Below are 15412 nucleotides of genomic sequence, written 5' to 3'. Positions count from 1 at the left end.
TGCTGTCGCGGCGCACCCCGTAGGAGATCGTCGGGGCCAAGGGGTTCGCCAGCAGCGTCACCACCCCGTCGACAGACCCGAGGACCGCCTCACCCCGCCCGTCCGGCGCGACACCGTGAAGGACGCGACCGTGCGATCCGACAACTCGCCGATCGCGTTTCATCAAGAGTTCGGTGACGGGACTCTCCTGGTCGAGCTGGGCACCGTGGCCCGCCACCGCTTGGCCCCGGTACGCAGGTCGTAGGCGGTCGCCGAGTCCCCGGGACCATCCTCGTCCTGGCCGATCACCAGCAGATCGGCCACGACGCCCGCGTCACTAAACAGCACGCGCGGCACGCTCCACCACGGCGTGCCCGTGGCCGGGTCGAGCACCGACCAGGTCTGCGGCAGGGCAGAGATCTTTCACCACGAGCACCTCGCCGATCAGGTGCCCGTCGGCGGCGTCGAGGAAGCCGTGCCGGTGTCGCTCCCGCGCTCGCTGCTGTAGTCCGCGACCACACCGTCGGAGATCTCCACATAGAACGGCGCACGCACCCCGGCAGGCATCACCGTCCAGACCGCCTTCCCCGCCGCCGGACCGTGCCCCCATCGAGCACAACGATCAGATCACCATCCACCACGAACCGGCTCGGCTCGGCCTGGATGCGCCAGCGCTCCTTCGGTTCGCCCACCGACACCGGAGCCAGGGTCCGCCAACCTGCCTACCGGTTCCACAGTTCGGTACGGGCAAGATTCGACGAAGCCTCACCGGTCGACGGAGACGCGGTGCCCGCTGCCGCAGGTGCGGTCGCTGGGACGCCCCCGCCGGGATTGGGCGACGTTGTGCACGCAGCAAGGCAGCAGAGAAACGCGGCGAGTGCAGCAAATCGAATCACGGCCGTGCGACGTGACCGACTTCAACCCCGTTCCGAGCGCCGGACAGTTCCCCCCGACTGGCCGAGCACCCAGGCGCCCAGACGTTGCGGCCCTTGCGGAGCGGGGCCGCAGGTGTGCTAGATCCGTGGTCATACCTGCTTCGAGATGGAGAGAGGTCGCTGGCTTTGTCCGTTGTCGCTGCGCATGACGCCACGTTGGAGCCCTTGCTCGTCGGGGAGATCTCCGGCACGTTCCACGTCCCGGCTTACCAGCGCGGGTACCGGTGGGGCGCGGTCGAGGTGCGTAGACTCCTCGACGACATCTGGGAGAGCAAGGACGAGCCCTACTACCTGCAGCCCGTGGTCGTGAAACTCCGCGGCGACGAGTGGGAGCTGGTCGACGGGCAGCAGCGGCTCACCACGCTGTTTCTCGCGTCACCGTCCAAGACCTGCTCGACAGTCACGCGCAGCGCGCAGTGCCGACGTTCGCCGAGTACATCCCGGTGGTCGCCGAGGCCACTACTGCGGGCGCGCGGTTGGTGTACTCGACCTACTGGAAGAAGGTGGAGCAGCAGTGGGGTGACCGCCGACTGGATGAGGTGTCGGTGACAGATGTAGCCCGGTTGGTGCTGTGGGTGCAGGACAACGCTGTGCGACGGCGCAACTCCCATGGCGGGAAGGGCACGGCTGAGACCACAGTGGTCGCACTGCGATGCCTATACCGGGTCGCGGTGGCCGACGAGCAGGTCAGCGACGAGCGCATTCGGCGGCGAAGGTCGTCAAGCCGCGACGGGTGCCCTCGCCCAGCACGCGTCGGCGCATGAGCAGTTGGCCGAGCTCGACGAGATCGCCACGACCACGGGCAACGACCCGGAGTTGGGCGGGTTGATCGTGCGGATCGAGACCGAGACCGCCTGCCACACTGGCGGCCTACTAGCGATACGACCGAGGGACTTGACGTGCAGCAGTGTCGCGGGATTAGGGCGGCACCGAGCGTTGGCAGCCGGTGTCCCCGACCCGCTTGGTCGCCGTGGGCGACCAAGCCACGCAGCGACACGCCCCACACGACAGCCAGCTGTTGCGCTACCGCGACGGTGAACCGATCTCACACCGACGGCTGGACTACCTCTACGGGCGCGTCCGCAAGCACCACCTCTGGGCGGACAGCACCGGCGTCAGCGCGCACTAGCTGCGCCACAGCGTCATGACCTGGGTCGAACGCATCTTCGGCCCCGCTGTCGCCAATGCCTACGCGGCCCACACCGACGGCCAATCCGGCAAGGACACCTCCGTTAGCACCTACTCCAAAGCCAGCCTTCCGGAGATCGCCGCAGCCCTCGCGGCACTCACTGGCGAACCACACCCAGTCGCAACCGGGTAGCCCGTCCGTTGCCTGCGAAGTATCTGCTGCTGTTCATGTGAGGGACAGTCCCGCTCACGCGGGGAGGACACCGCCTACAACCCCAACGACAGTTGCGACGAGGGAACAGCCCCGCTCGCGCGGGGAGGACGTCGGCATCGACCTCGCGCCGGTGGACCTCGCGGGAACAGCCCGCTCGCGCGGGGAGGACACAGCCTCGACTCGGATCAGGGGACCGAGTTGGGGAACAGCCCCGCTCGCGGGGAGGACTTCAGCACGAGCCGGTCAACGCGCGGATTCGACGGAACAGCCCCGCTCGCGCGGGGAGGACTGGCGGAGATGCTGCGCGTCAGCACGCAGACGGGGAACAGCCCCGCTCGCGCGGGGAGGACACGGGGGCGGCGGCGCGCGAGCTCGTCGACGAGGGAACAGCCCCGCTCGCGCGGGGAGGACGCACTGCGGATGTCGCCCGAGCAGGCGGAGCAGGGAACAGCCCCGCTTGCGCGGGGAGGACCACACCCCAAGTCGGGGGCCGGGTGCCGCGTAGGGAACAGCCCCGCTCGCGCGGGGAGGACTCGGCGTGAAGCTCGGAAATGATGGCTCCGTCGGGAACAGCCCCGCTCGCGCGGGGAGGACTGAGTTGAGCCAGGCGAGGGCGTCGTTGGCGGGGGAACAGCCCCGCTCGCGCGGGGAGGACCCGGACGTGCAGGCCAGGACGAAGTCGGGCGAGGGAACAGCCCCGCTCGCGCGGGGAGGACAGCCCCCCGACCAGGTTGTGGCGCTTGCGCCGGGGAACAGCCCCGCTCGCGCGGGGAGGACGTGGTGCCGGTTCAGATCCAGCACATCAAGCAGGGAACAGCCCCGCTCGCGCGGGGAGGACGCACGGGTACACGCTATGAGGCACCTGCACCCGGAACAGCCCCGCTCGCGCGGGGAGGACACCGGCGGACTCACCGTGCCGTTCACCGCGCCGGGAACAGCCCCGCTCGCGCGGGGAGGACGTGGTGCCGGTTCAGATCCAGCACATCAAGCAGGGAACAGCCCCGCTCGCGCGGGGAGGACGCACGGGTACACGCTATGAGGCACCTGCACCCGGAACAGCCCCGCTCGCGCGGGGAGGACACCGGCGGACTCACCGTGCCGTTCACCGCGCCGGGAACAGCCCCGCTCGCGCGGGGAGGACGCCGTCCCATGCCCTGACCGGGTGGTTGAGCAGGGAACAGCCCCGCTCGCGCGGGGAGGACCACGGCGACCACGACCGGGTGGCGATGCTGTCGGGAACAGCCCCGCTCGCGCGGGGAGGACATCACCGTCGACCAGCGCAACGGCCTGTACCAGGGAACAGCCCCGCTCGCGCGGGGAGGACTTGAACGCCTGCCCGAGGTCGCGGGTGAGGTCGGGAACAGCCCCGCTCGCGCGGGGAGGACCATCGTGATGTCGGAAGTACAGCTCGACCGTGGGGAACAGCCCCGCTCGCGCGGGGAGGACGGCCTGACGAAGTTCGTCGGCGGCGTCGCGTCGGGAACAGCCCCGCTCGCGCGGGGAGGACATGATCATGGGCGACCTGCCGGTCGCTCGACAGGGAACAGCCCCGCTCGCGCGGGGAGGACTTGGTGGTGCGGTTGGTCGACGCCGATGGGGCGGGAACAGCCCCGCTCGCGCGGGGAGGACCCGCAGGATGCTGCCCGGTTCCCGGGACGGGTGGGAACAGCCCCGCTCGCGCGGGGAGGACCGGGCCTGCTTGCTCAAGGTGTTGCCCGGCTGGGGAACAGCCCCGCTCGCGCGGGGAGGACGCCGAGGGCGGGATGGCCGCGGTGATCGCCATGGGAACAGCCCCGCTCGCGCGGGGAGGACCCAGGCGAGGTCGACCTCACCGGGCTCTTCGGGGGAACAGCCCCGCTCGCGCGGGGAGGACAACTCGTCGCGGGCGGTGAACCGGATCGCGCGGGGAACAGCCCCGCTCGCGCGGGGAGGACACCTTGCGGTGGAACGCAAGACCGTCATCGACGGGAACAGCCCCGCTCGCGCGGGGAGGACTCGACCAGCCGCAGCACGGCCGGGCACGCCGGGGAACAGCCCCGCTCGCGCGGGGAGGACACCCACCGCCCGGACAACCCGTTCATGCCGGGGGGAACAGCCCCGCTCGCGCGGGGAGGACGAACTGGGTGCACCGGGCGGACTTGATCCGGCGGGAACAGCCCCGCTCGCGCGGGGAGGACCAGCTGGCCGAGCTCGACGGGGTCCTCGTCGAGGGAACAGCCCCGCTCGCGCGGGGAGGACTCCATCGCCAACGCCACCGACACCACCGCGCAGGGAACAGCCCCGCTCGCGCGGGGAGGACCACCCCGGGCCGAGCCGCGAGGTCGTGGACGAGGGAACAGCCCCGCTCGCGCGGGGAGGACTGGTCGAGCATCCACTGCGCGGTGGCGTGCTCGGGAACAGCCCCGCTCGCGCGGGGAGGACGACACCGACGTCGCGGCTGACGCCATCAAGGAGGGAACAGCCCCGCTCGCGCGGGGAGGACACTTCTTGACGTGCGGTTTTAGAGCCAGGGAGACGCTTCTAGCATCACTTTCGCTCAGGAGGTGCGCTCCGGTAGTCCTGTGGTCACTCTGCGTCTCCGTCGTGATATTGGTGTGGACGATTGCCATCGTCTTCACGGCGCCCATTGTCAGCGTTGCCCATAACGCCTGCGTCTGCCTGCTGTGCTCCAGCCCTTGTTCCCGCTTGATTGGTGTTCTTGTCCTTCGACGGAGGGGCGGAGCATCAAGGTGACTCCTTCGAAGTCGACGGGGATCCATTCCGCGGCGTGGACGGCGAAGGTCAGACCTTGTTCGTTGTCGGCGTGGTGCACCATGATTGCTCGTCCGGTGTTGACCATCTCGGTCACCCGCTGCCACATGAGTCCGCGTACTCGAGTGCTGATGCGACCGACGAAGACGCCGGGTGAGATTTCCAGGAGCCAGCGGGTGAGGTGGCCGCGTAGGCCGACCGGGCAGGCGGCGACGACGATGACGGTCACAGGTCGTCCTCGTCGTAGGCGACGCCGGAGGCGACGTTGCGGCCGTTGTTGTCCCAGAGCATCACGATGTCGGGGTCGTCGAACGCCTCCGGGCCGTATTCGATCGTGTCGTCTTCCTTGGCGGTGAGGAGGGCTTTGATGTCGCGGACGCAGGTTTCGAGGAACTTGCCGTCCTTCATGCGGTCGCGGACGGCTCGGCGTGTTTCCGAGCCGATGTCGCCGACTTCGCGGGCTGTGATGTCGAAGGCGATGGGGATGGTGATCTCGGTTTTGTAGAGGTCGGCGATGTCGAACACGAACGAGCGGGTGTGGCCGGTGTGGACGAACCCGAGGCCGGGGGCGCAGCCCAGCGCCACCGTGACGGCGTGCACGACGCCGTAGAGGCTGGTGTTGGCGGCGGAGAGAGCTTGGTTGATCGGCGTGCCGGAGTCGAAGTCGGCGGCGTCGTAGTCGCGGCGCTCCCACTGCACGCCGGTTCGTTTCGCGTGGGCGCGGTAGATGGCGCGGACTCGTGCACCCTCCCGGCCGCGCAGTTGTTGCATGGTCAGGCCCGAGGTGTCCTCGTCGGGGAAGCGGATCGCGTACATCGCGCGGGCGACGCGCAGCCGCTCGGAGCGGTTGGAGACCAGTTCGGCTTGTCGTTCCAGCAGGCGCGAAGAGCGGGTCAGGGTGCGTCCGTGGGCGTAGTACCGAACACCGTGCTCGCCGACCCACACCGCGGTCGATCCGCTCTCGGCCAGCAGCACCATGGCTTGCTGGCTGACGTTCGTGCCTGGGCCGAGCAGCAGCGCGCCCAGCGTGGCCGCAGGGATGTGGACGGTCCCGCGGGCGTCCCTGGCGGTGATGGCGTTCGCGTCGCGGTGCACGACGCAGTGTTCGAGGTAGAGGAACGTCAGCCGGTCCTGGGCTCTGCTGAGTTGGGAGATGGGGACCGGTCGAGCACCGGGTATCTCCTTCACCGGGCAGGGGCCAGTGTGAGCAGGCCGCAGCCGTAGCCCTTGGCCGGGCCGATGCCACTGACCAGCGCCGCGCGCAGCGCCGCCGGGTCGGTGACTTCCAGTCGTCCCTCGAAGGCGGCGGTGGCCAGGGTGACGGTGTTGCCCGCGCGGGGGAACCGCCAGGTGCGACGGTCGCGCACAGCGAGGTCGGGTTCCTTGTCGAACCCGTCGCAGATGGTGGCGCCGTGACCGGCGACCCGGTCGAGCAGCCATTGGGTTTGCTGGGCGGCCGTGACGTGGGCGTAGCGCTGCGATCGGGTGTCGGTGGGCTTCCTGCGTTGGCTGCGGGCGGGGTTGGCGGTGAGCCGGAAGGCGTAGCGGGCACCGGCCCTGAGACGGTCGAGCAGGGGGGTGTAGTCGCGGGTGTCCCATCCGTGGGTGGTGGGCCACCCCGCCTGCTCGACGAGGTGGGTCAGGTCAGGTGCGCTGGGGCTGACCAGGTAGAGCACGGTGCGGTGCTCGTCCTGGTCGAGCCGCCACAGCACTCGACCCGCCGCGGTGGGGGAGCGGTGCGCGTCCGGGAATGCGGCGAGTACGGCGGCGTGCAGCCGGTGGGGTGAGCCGAGCAGGTTGCGGGCCTGGCGGCGGGCGGGATTGATCTCGAAGCGGGTCAGGAACGCGGTCATAGTGGGTGTCCCAGCAGAGCCATGGGGTTGTGGTCGGAAGGCCGAGCGCTCTGACCGGACCACGAGGGGTTCGGGACCGTGACCCGGGTGTGGGTCACCGACCGCCACCCGTAGGAGCGGTGGCGCGGGTCGAAGCTGATCGGCTGGTCTCGCACCAGGTCCGCGCCGGGGGTGTCCGGGGCGCAGTCGGCGACGAGGTGCAGGTCCACCGTCGGAGTTCTCGTGGTGTCCATGGTGCGCTGGGAGGCCATCCACGGCGTCGCTGCCAGGACCGTGGCGGCGTCGCCGGGGTGCAGGCCGTGTTCGAGTTTGCCCACCGGGGGACAGGAGCGCCTGCCCAGCGCCAAGGGGTACGCGGGCCTGCGGACTGCGTCGCGCAGGCCCGCGAGCAGGTTGTCCTCACCTTCGACCGCGACCAGGAACACCGCGTCGGAGAGGTAGAACCGGTAGGACAGCGGCATCGCCTCGGCACCCGTCCGCGACCTCGCGGTCTGGAAGTCGCGTTCGATCCTGCCCGGCTGCTCGATCCGCACCCCGACGCGCAGGTCCACCAGGTCCTCGATCGGGTCGACCCGGCGTCGCCCCTGGGCGGCGGCGAGCAGACCGATCACCCCGCTCTTGCTCGGCACCCGGCCGGTCTCACGGCGGGCGAAGCGGCTGCTGGTGCCCCAGGACTGCAACGGACCGGCCAGCCGCAACAGCAGCGCCGTCACGGCTGCCCCACGCGCTGCTCGACCAGTTCGGCGACCGCGCGCACGGTCGCGTCGAGACTGGAGCGCGTGCCCAGTTCGTGCAGCGGCTCCATCCGCTCGCCCACCCCGAACGCCCAGCACGCGACCGGGGTCTCATCGAACGCGGCGTGCAGGTCGGCGGCCTGCTTGGCCAGGCGGGCGACGGAGGCAGCGACCCGACCGCCCTTCTCCCCGTCCACGACGGCTTCCTCGAACGCGCCCGCGAGGTTGATCGGCTGGGTCTCGCGGGCCACGACCAGCACCGCGTCGGGCAGGGTCCGGTTGGCGAAGGTGTTCTGCTTTCCGGTGGGCATGCTCGCCACGAACGCCCGCACGAACGCGGCCACCGCCCGCGTGGTGGCCGCGGTGTCGCCGAGGTTGCCGTGCAGCTGGTCGACGTCGACGTTGGCGTAGCGGTAGAGGGTGGAGGAGTTGAACTCCACCGTGCCGATCATCCCGGCACCCGCGTCCTCCTCCTCGTCGGCGTTCTTGTGGTCGTCCACGGCCGTGAAGTAGTCATACTCGTTGGCCACCGCGTGCACGCTGATGGCGTGCGCGACCTGGGCGGCGGCCTCGACGTTGAGGGAAGCGTCGTCCGCGACCATCCGGCCGAACAGCGAGACGTCCACCGAGTGGTCCTGGTCCGCGCGCGCCTTGGCCAGCTTCTTGTCGATCGCGACCTTGCCGCCGCCCGCGGCGCGCGCGGCCTCCACGGCCAGCGCCGCCAGGTTCTCGACCTGGCGGTGGCTCAGGAAGAACAGGTAACCGGCCTCGTCGGGTTCGTCCTTCTTCTTCGCCGCGACGGTCTTGATACCGGCGGCGGTGAGCACGTCCTTGGCCAGGGCGGGCGCCGAACCTGCCAGGGACCCGTCCTGACGGGTGATCTCCTCGGTCAGCAGTTCGACCACGCGCTTGGTGCGCACGCCGAGCTCGGCACGGTCGAGCAGGGTGCCGAAGGCGTCGCGGGTGGCGCGTTTCCACGCCTGGCTGGAGACCCGCGCCCGGCGGACCCCGCCGTAGACGGCGCTCTTGGGGCTGCCTGTTTCGTCGCGGTTGAGGTTACTCGGCGGGACGGTCTGGATGACGTGGATGTCGATGATCGTGCGCGGCACTGTGCCGTTCCTCCGATGTGGTCAGGCTTGTTCGATTACGGGGGTTGCGGCGGTTGCCGGTCCGGTGGCGAAGTGGAACGCGCGCCCCCAGGCGAGGATGACCCTTGTGCGCGGGTCACCGCCTCGTTGCCAGTTCGACAGGTCTTGGGCCAACCAGCCGTAGTCCAGCGGGGTCCCGGCGCCGCGCAGCAACTGCACGACGCCGCGCAGGTGGTGGACGAGTTCGTCGAGGGAGTCCGCGGTGCTGAGCATCGCGAACCGGCGGGTGACGGGATTGTCCGGTCGGCTGTCGGTGGGGACCAGGCGCCGGATCGCCGTGCCGAGTCGAATCCCGGGCCGGTGCATCCGTTGCGCCTGGGATTGCTGGTGCAGGGCGAACATCGTCAGGCAGTGGTGGGCGGCGATCTCGTCGCGGGTGGGCTCGTCGTCACGGCTACCGCAGGCGAACACGGGGTGCAACGTGTGTTCGAGGATGTCGACGACGCTGCCGGGCGATTTGCCCGCGCCGCGGCGCAGCCGAGCCAGCGCCGCCACACCGGCCGAGACCTTGCGCAGGTACGCGTCCTGCAGGGAACCCGCCCGGTCGGCGACGATGCCGCGCAGGGGGCCGGAGTCCTGAATGGACTTCTCGGGTGTCGGGGTGGTCATGGCCTCTCTCGTCGTCATGCGGTCGGGCAGGTGGGACATCGGGAGGGCCTTGCGCAGCGCGGAGTCGAACCACTCATCGGCGTGCACGGCGCTGACCGGACGGCCCGTGCGCACTCGACCCGCCCAGCTCACCTTTGGTGCCTGCGCGACAAGCTCCAGACCGAGACGGCGGACCGCGCGATCCGCCGTCTCGTGCCAATGCTGCTGGCAGGTGGTCGGATCAGACGCGGGCCCCAGTTCACGGACCCACGCGCGAAACAGCGGGTCCAACTCGTCGTAGGCGGACTCAATCGCCCGGCTGCGCGGTCCGGCATGCTCCCCACCGCCCGCTTCGACCAGGTTCGCGGCCAGTGCTCCCAACGCTTTGGCGGCATCCTCCGCCGCGGCCACACAGGACACGACCACTTCGGTGAGGTCGGCCGCGCCTTGGGCCAGCAACACCGCCGCCAGCGACATCCGGTCCTCGACGATCTCGTCCACGACGGAGTTCTGACTGCCGTAGACCACACCTGTGCTGTGCAGGCCGACGGTGAAGTCCGCCGGCAGCGCGTCTTCCCACCGCAGGTGACCCACCCAGCGGATCACCTGCGGGGAGAGCCTGGCTGCGGGTTCGGCACCACTGGTGGACACAGCGGCGGTCGGGAGCATGGCCTGCAGGCCGCGCCAGATCGCCCGAGAAGGGTCGTGCTCGAGTGGCATGTAGACCGGGGTGCTCGACTTGAGCTTCGTCTGCTGGGCCTTGCTGCGCCGCCACGCGGTGTGGGGCTCGACAGCGAACAGGTTCTGCGGGGTGAGCTTGTCACCGTTGCAGACCAGCACACCGGTGACCTCGTCCGCGGCGACCGCGAGGCGGATGCGCCGACTCTGCCAGGTGAACAGCTCCAGCGGCCCCGCAGGGGCACGTCCACCCGGCACTTCCTCGGCTGCCCCCGGTGCGACCCGCTCCCACACCGGCAGGTCGTCGCGCGCACCGTCCGCGGGCTCGAAGTCAGCGGCGATCAGGTTCAACAGCAGCGTCTCCCGCAGGTTGTGGCCCTCGACGAGCATCCCACCGAGGTGCCCGGACCACCCCTGCCCGATGGGATAACCCTTGCCACCCGTGACGCGGTCGTCGCCGACCGCACCGGACTTGATGCCGGAGATGTCGAACGCCTGGCAGTGCACCACCCAGCGGGCCGCTTCCGCCAAGGACAACCGCAGCGGGGCACCGACCCGGGTGCTGAAGAACGGGCGACCGTTGGGCACGTCGGCGATGAGCTTGCTCAGCTCCGACACCTCGCCCTTGCTCGTGCGCAGACCGGCGACCTGGAAGAACGGGGTGACCGGGTGCAGCAGGTCGAACCGGTCCCGGTGCCGGTCGAGGTAGGTCTCGACCGTGCCGACCGGAAACCCGTCCGCCCACAACCGCTCCCACGCGTCGACATCGGCAGGGCCGTCCACGGCGCGGTGCAGGATCGCCAACAGCAGGCGCGTCAGGGCGAACACCTGAGTGGGGACGTCGCCGAGCAGACAAGCGATCTCCCGTGCACGACGGAAAGTGTCCAGCAACGACAGCTCGATCACCCGGCCGTCGTTCATCCTGACCATGACCCAGGGCTGGTCGACGAGATCGAAGGACGGGTCAGGCTCGCTCATGCAGCAGTCCTCTGCACTGTTCGGGGGACGGGGACTTGCGGAGATGGCTCGACGGGGTGTCGATCACCCGGCGGCGGACCGCGCCGCGCTGAGGCTTCGTCGACGCGAGTTGCCGAGCCCTGACGAAACTCGAGGATGTCACCTGTGCCGAGAAGTTGTCAACACGGCGTGGCGTTTAAGCGATGATTTCAGGCAAGTTTGCGCTTGCGACGCACGCACGGCACCATCCCCGCCGTGTGTCCCTGGACGGGGGCGCACGTCCCGCCAATGCGGGCTGACCCAACGGCATGGCGCTTGAGCGCTTGCTCCCCGCCCGTGCGGGGCTGCCGTCGGTCACGGGAGGGGCGCGGCTCGTTCGACAGGGCCGCCCTCTCCTGGTGCGTCGAGTGCGACAGCGGCGACCAGTTGATCATTGGAACTCGGACAGTCCGGGTTCCTCGTATCGACGGGGCGCACCCGTCACCCATCGGGAGCGCAGCGGTCTCCCGAAGCGGCATGATCGTCGATTCTTCTGTCATTGGTCCGGCTCGTGCAGCAGTCCTCTGCGCGGGTCGTAGGTGAGGCGGTAGCCGTGCAGGACGGCCTGGCGGTTGCGGTCGAGCACCAGAACTAGCTGCCCGGTGAGCAGAGGGGTGAGGTCGAAACTGGTGATCCGGGTTCGCTCCAACTCGGCGATGACGGCGTCGACGACCCCGCCGTGGCTCAAGGCCATCGGCAGGCGCAGCGAACACGCGGAGATGACCTTCGCCTGTGCCCACGAGACCGTGTCGTACAACGGAATCTGCTGACCACCGCCGTCGATCCAGTCCGGCAGCAGCAACCCGCCGTCCGCATCGCGCTGCACGACGAGGACCTCCAACGATTCCTCACCGTCACGCACCTGCGCGGTGCCCCGTGCTTCGTCCCTGGCGTCGCCCGCGCTCGCGACCAGCCATCCCACCAGGGTGCCGGGGTTGACCGCCCGGCCAAGCAGGAAATGACCAGCGGAGTCGGTTCGCTGCCGCGCCGATGCCTCCGCTGCCGCCGCGGCGGTGTGCATCGCGGGCTGCCAGGAGGCCGGTCCCAGGGCGGCGGAACCATAGGCGGCCTGTACGAGCGGGGCGATGTCATCGGGGAGCATGATCGTGTCCCGGTCGATCAGGAGGGCGGCGGACCGCAGCAGCATGTGGTCGCCGTAGACACGGCGCGACCCCGAGACCGGGACCACCGGCGCCGCACCCCAGTCCTCGACACCGACCACGGCGCACCGCGGGGTCCGCACCCTCGTGGGGCGGGCGCGGTCGTGCCGCTGCAACCTGCCCAACCGTTGCAGGACAAGGTCGACGGGCGCGAGGTCGGTGACCATGAGGTCGAAGTCGATGTCCAGGGACTGCTCCACGACCTGAGAGGCCACCACGATGTGCGATGCCGGACGATCGGCGCCGGGTGGACCGAACCGCCGGACCAGCGACCGGTCGATCGCCGCCCGGTCACAGGCCAGGAACCGCGAATGCGCGATGGTCACCGCGTCCGCGCCGAACTCCTCCGCCAGCCGTCGCGCCGTGTCCTGCACGCGGGTGACCGTGTTGCGCACCACCACAGCGCAGCCGCCGTCGGCAAGACAGGTCTTGAGGTATCGGACGAGGGTGTCGAGATCATCGGCCAAGCGGTCCACTCTGACCACCGTCGGCTCGCCAACCGACTCGATCACCGTCGAACCAGACAACGATGTGACGGCCGGATAGCCGGGGTGTCCCTCGTCGACGGTCGGCGTGACGCCTCTGCCCTCGGCGTAGGCGCGCACCAACTCCACCCGGCGGGCGTCGGGCAACGTCGCCGACAACAGCACCACGGGCACGCCATAGGCCCCGAGCCAGTGCAGAACTCGATGCAGATAACGCGACATGTACACGTCGTAGGCGTGCACCTCGTCGATGATGACGACCTTGCCCGCGAGCGCGAGGTGGCGCAGCATCAGGTGCCTGCTCCGCAACCCGGCGAACAGGACCTGGTCGATGGTGCCGACCACGAAAGAGGCCAACCCGGACTTCTTGCGTCCGCTCAGCCACTGGTGCGCGATCGCGGCACCGTCGTCTCCGACCTCCCCGACGCCGGAGTACCGGCCGCGGTGGACCAGTCCGGAGTACTCGTCGTTGAGGTGCGCCTTGCCGTGCGCGAGCGTGACCGACACGGTTCCTTGCCCCGGCAACCGGTCGAGCCAGTGGCGCACCCGCGTGAACATCGCATCGCTGGTGGCCTGGGTGGGCAACGCGACGAAACACCCGTCCGCCCCGCTGCGGTGGGCCAACACCTCGGCCGCCAGCAACGCGGCCTCCGTCTTGCCCGACCCCATCGGCGCCTCGATCACCACGATCCAGGGCTCGGCCTGCCTGATGGCCTCGCTCACCGCGGCGCGCTGCACCGGCCTCATCGACGGCTTGCCGAACCGGGCGCGGAACACCGCGTCGAGATCCCCGGCCACAGCGGGTGGACGCCAACCACGCGGCAGCGCCAACCGATCCCACCCCTCCGCCACCCGCGCCGCGGTGACCTCGTCGTTCGGCGCACCGGGAAGGCGGTGCACCGGCCACAGCGGGAACAAGTCCGGATTCGACGCGATCCAGTCGGCGACGATCACCACACCGGTCAGCAGCACCTGCGTCGGAAGACTGAGATCCAGCGCGGCATAGTCATCGAACCGGGAAATCCGTTCAGCGGCACGGGAAAGCAACGCGTTGCGGGCATCGACCCAGACGTCCCCGCCCGCCAGGTCGGTCCGCTTGTCCACCACGAGAAGCTTGTCGACCTCGGGGGTGGCGCCGTGGTGACTGCCGACGATCGACCCGAGCTGGTCCGACACCCGACGCCCGAATCCACGCGACCTCAACCACGCGCGTACAGCCACGTGCCCGACCAGGGCATGGCTGACCGCGCCACGCGCGGGATCGGAACGCAGACGGAGGTCCACGACCAACCCGGCCGGTCGCATCCGATCGGTCAACTCGGGAGCCTGCACGGCGAACGCGGGACTCGCCTTGCCCACGTCATGCACCCCCGCCAACCACTGCGCGAGCCCCACAACGCGATCCACCCCGCCACCCACCTCGCGCCCCACCCGCGCGATCACCAGCGGCGACAACCACTCCCGAACCAACAGGCTGGCTATCCCCGCGGTGTCATCCAAGTGCTGCCACAGAGGCAACCACTCCCCACTGGACTCCCCCCGATCAAACCCCGACTTGGCCCACACCGTCGCCCAACCGGCCACGCCCCCCACCGATGTTCACCCCACAGCCGTCGACACACTTCCCCCTCACATCACAAGCGACGTCGCCCACGTTTCACGCCGCACCAGAATACGCCCGAACGGCCTAGTCCTTACCTGCCGCAGGACGCTCTGGTCCGATCTCCGCCAGAGACCTTCGGGCACGGCACGATCTGACCATCAACCGGCAGTCGCAAGTCGCGATCATGCCGACCAGGATCCGGGGAACCGCGACCGGTCCGTCGATCCGCGGAGGTGCCTCGTGCACGCTGCTGTACTCCGACTTCGCGTCACTGTCCTCGGTGCGGAGTCTGCAGACCCCCTACTCTGAGAACCGGGTGATCGACAATGACCCGTTCTACATCGCAGCCGACTAGCCGGCCGCTTCATGGGGCGCATCGGCGGGTCGTCCGGTGGTGGTCATCGTGACCTGCCGGACCGTGGTGATCGACCGCGTCTCGCTGGTCGACGGAACCGTCGTGATCAAATTGGCCGCATTCGGCCACGACCAGGTCGCCCACTGGCTGGGGCGCTGGCGGTCGGCCAATGCCGCCGGGATCGCTCCGGCGCGGTCCGTGCGTTGTCCTTCGACGAAGCCATGCACCAGGCCCATCTCGCCATCCAACCCCTGCTGCTGCTCATACTCGCCCTCTACGCCGCCGACCCGACCTCGCCGCCGCTGGACACCGGGCCATGCGGAACTTCTGACAGTTGGCAAGTGGCGGACACCCATGGCGAACAGGAACGGATCGCGACCCCACCTAGGGCGTGTTCCGAACCCACGGCCTCGCCAGGAGCCGACCCCGCCGCCCCTCGTCGACGCACTCAACCGCACACAAGCCGAACGCGACGCCGCCCACACAGAGCTGGACGCCCTCCCGACCGGCCGGCCGCGAGATCAGTCCGGCAGGGTCGACGCCATGATCAACTACCTCGATACCATCGGCCGCCAGGTCAACGACGCCAGCCTCGCCAAGCTGCAACAGCTCGACACCGCCCTTGACCTGGAACTGCTCTACAACGCAGAAGACCGGATGCTCAACGTCAGCATCCGGTCCGGTAGGGGTAGTAAGCGTGTCCGAGGAGCGAGGGACACGCTACTCACCCGCAAGCGGTGGCCGCCGCATAGCTGACTAGCTGCAGTCTAGCGGTCATAGCCACACAGGGCGGCCAACGCCTAGC

General features: G+C 69.6%; 13 protein-coding genes and 1 CRISPR repeat array. Of the genes, 4 read left to right on the top strand and 9 right to left on the bottom strand.

Annotated features, from left to right (window positions below):
* Positions 1 to 162 precede the first annotated feature (162 nt).
* The gene (locus CLV68_RS33955; RefSeq protein ID WP_170224391.1) at positions 163 to 327 is read right to left on the bottom strand and encodes a hypothetical protein; all 165 of its coding nucleotides are present in this window, start codon (positions 325 to 327) and stop codon (positions 163 to 165) included.
* A 28-nt stretch (positions 328 to 355) separates the two neighbouring features.
* Between CLV68_RS33955 and CLV68_RS35655 the strand changes: the two genes are divergently transcribed.
* The 3 genes from CLV68_RS35655 (at position 356) to CLV68_RS35160 (ending at position 2043) form a co-directional block, all read left to right on the top strand.
* Positions 356 to 487: a hypothetical protein gene (locus tag CLV68_RS35655; protein WP_281274668.1), complete on the top strand. Its 132-nt coding sequence runs from the start codon at positions 356 to 358 to the stop codon at positions 485 to 487.
* A gap of 553 nt (positions 488 to 1040) precedes the next feature.
* A complete protein-coding gene (locus tag CLV68_RS35165; protein WP_246009897.1) occupies positions 1041 to 1463 on the top strand; it encodes a DUF262 domain-containing protein in 423 nt (140 codons plus the stop codon).
* A 397-nt stretch (positions 1464 to 1860) separates the two neighbouring features.
* A complete protein-coding gene (locus tag CLV68_RS35160; RefSeq protein WP_246009896.1) occupies positions 1861 to 2043 on the top strand; it encodes a hypothetical protein in 183 nt (60 codons plus the stop codon).
* A gap of 472 nt (positions 2044 to 2515) precedes the next feature.
* Positions 2516 to 4738: direct repeats of the CRISPR family, unit length 29 nt; unit sequence GGGAACAGCCCCGCTCGCGCGGGGAGGAC.
* 147 nt (positions 4739 to 4885) lie between these two features.
* Here the strand turns inward: CLV68_RS35160 and cas2e are convergent.
* The 8 genes from cas2e to CLV68_RS15800 all read right to left on the bottom strand — a co-directional run bounded on the left by cas2e (position 4886) and on the right by CLV68_RS15800 (position 14843).
* Entirely contained in the window at positions 4886 to 5236 is a 351-nt protein-coding gene (gene cas2e / locus CLV68_RS15835) for a type I-E CRISPR-associated endoribonuclease Cas2e (protein ID WP_121391455.1), read from the bottom strand.
* Positions 5233 to 6195, bottom strand: a complete 963-nt coding sequence (gene cas1e / locus CLV68_RS15830) for a type I-E CRISPR-associated endonuclease Cas1e (protein WP_121391453.1) — start codon at positions 6193 to 6195, stop codon at positions 5233 to 5235. The genes cas2e and cas1e overlap by 4 nt, the downstream gene beginning before the upstream one ends.
* Positions 6192 to 6860: a type I-E CRISPR-associated protein Cas6/Cse3/CasE gene (gene cas6e / locus CLV68_RS15825; protein WP_121391451.1), complete on the bottom strand. Its 669-nt coding sequence runs from the start codon at positions 6858 to 6860 to the stop codon at positions 6192 to 6194. The genes cas1e and cas6e overlap by 4 nt, the downstream gene beginning before the upstream one ends.
* Positions 6857 to 7573: a type I-E CRISPR-associated protein Cas5/CasD gene (cas5e, locus tag CLV68_RS15820; protein WP_121391449.1), complete on the bottom strand. Its 717-nt coding sequence runs from the start codon at positions 7571 to 7573 to the stop codon at positions 6857 to 6859. Before cas5e ends, cas6e begins: the two co-directional genes overlap by 4 nt.
* Complete coding sequence (gene cas7e / locus CLV68_RS15815; protein WP_121391447.1) at positions 7570 to 8703, bottom strand: type I-E CRISPR-associated protein Cas7/Cse4/CasC; 1134 nt, start codon at positions 8701 to 8703, stop codon at positions 7570 to 7572. The genes cas5e and cas7e overlap by 4 nt, the downstream gene beginning before the upstream one ends.
* Before the next feature lie 21 nt (positions 8704 to 8724).
* Complete coding sequence (casA, locus tag CLV68_RS15810; RefSeq protein WP_246009895.1) at positions 8725 to 10986, bottom strand: type I-E CRISPR-associated protein Cse1/CasA; 2262 nt, start codon at positions 10984 to 10986, stop codon at positions 8725 to 8727.
* A gap of 514 nt (positions 10987 to 11500) precedes the next feature.
* Positions 11501 to 14215, bottom strand: a complete 2715-nt coding sequence (gene cas3 / locus CLV68_RS15805) for a CRISPR-associated helicase Cas3' (protein WP_246009992.1) — start codon at positions 14213 to 14215, stop codon at positions 11501 to 11503.
* Between the two features lie 388 nt (positions 14216 to 14603).
* Complete coding sequence (locus CLV68_RS15800) at positions 14604 to 14843, bottom strand: hypothetical protein (protein WP_121391443.1); 240 nt, start codon at positions 14841 to 14843, stop codon at positions 14604 to 14606.
* Between the two features lie 307 nt (positions 14844 to 15150).
* On the opposite strand from CLV68_RS15800, the gene CLV68_RS15795 reads away from it, so the two are divergent.
* Positions 15151 to 15363 carry a hypothetical protein gene (locus CLV68_RS15795; RefSeq protein ID WP_121391442.1) on the top strand — a complete coding sequence of 71 codons (213 nt, stop codon included), beginning with the start codon at positions 15151 to 15153 and terminating at the stop codon, positions 15361 to 15363.
* The last annotated feature ends 49 nt before the right edge of the window (positions 15364 to 15412 follow it).

The organism is Actinokineospora cianjurensis, from assembly GCF_003663795.1.
GTDB classification, from domain to species: Bacteria; Actinomycetota; Actinomycetes; order Mycobacteriales; family Pseudonocardiaceae; genus Actinokineospora; species Actinokineospora terrae.
The sequence above is the reverse complement of the archived record's forward strand: the minus strand, read 5'-3'. Positions and strand labels throughout refer to the sequence as shown.

Excerpts from the sequence above, each read along its gene's own strand:
- cas6e (WP_121391451.1), bottom strand. The coding sequence starts at position 6,860 with ATGACCGCGTTCCTGACCCGCTTCGAGATCAATCCCGCCCGCCGCCAG.
- casA (WP_246009895.1), bottom strand. The coding sequence starts at position 10,986 with ATGAGCGAGCCTGACCCGTCCTTCGATCTCGTCGACCAGCCCTGGGTC.
- CLV68_RS15800 (WP_121391443.1), bottom strand. The coding sequence starts at position 14,843 with ATGGGCCTGGTGCATGGCTTCGTCGAAGGACAACGCACGGACCGCGCC.
- CLV68_RS15795 (WP_121391442.1), top strand. The coding sequence starts at position 15,151 with ATGATCAACTACCTCGATACCATCGGCCGCCAGGTCAACGACGCCAGC.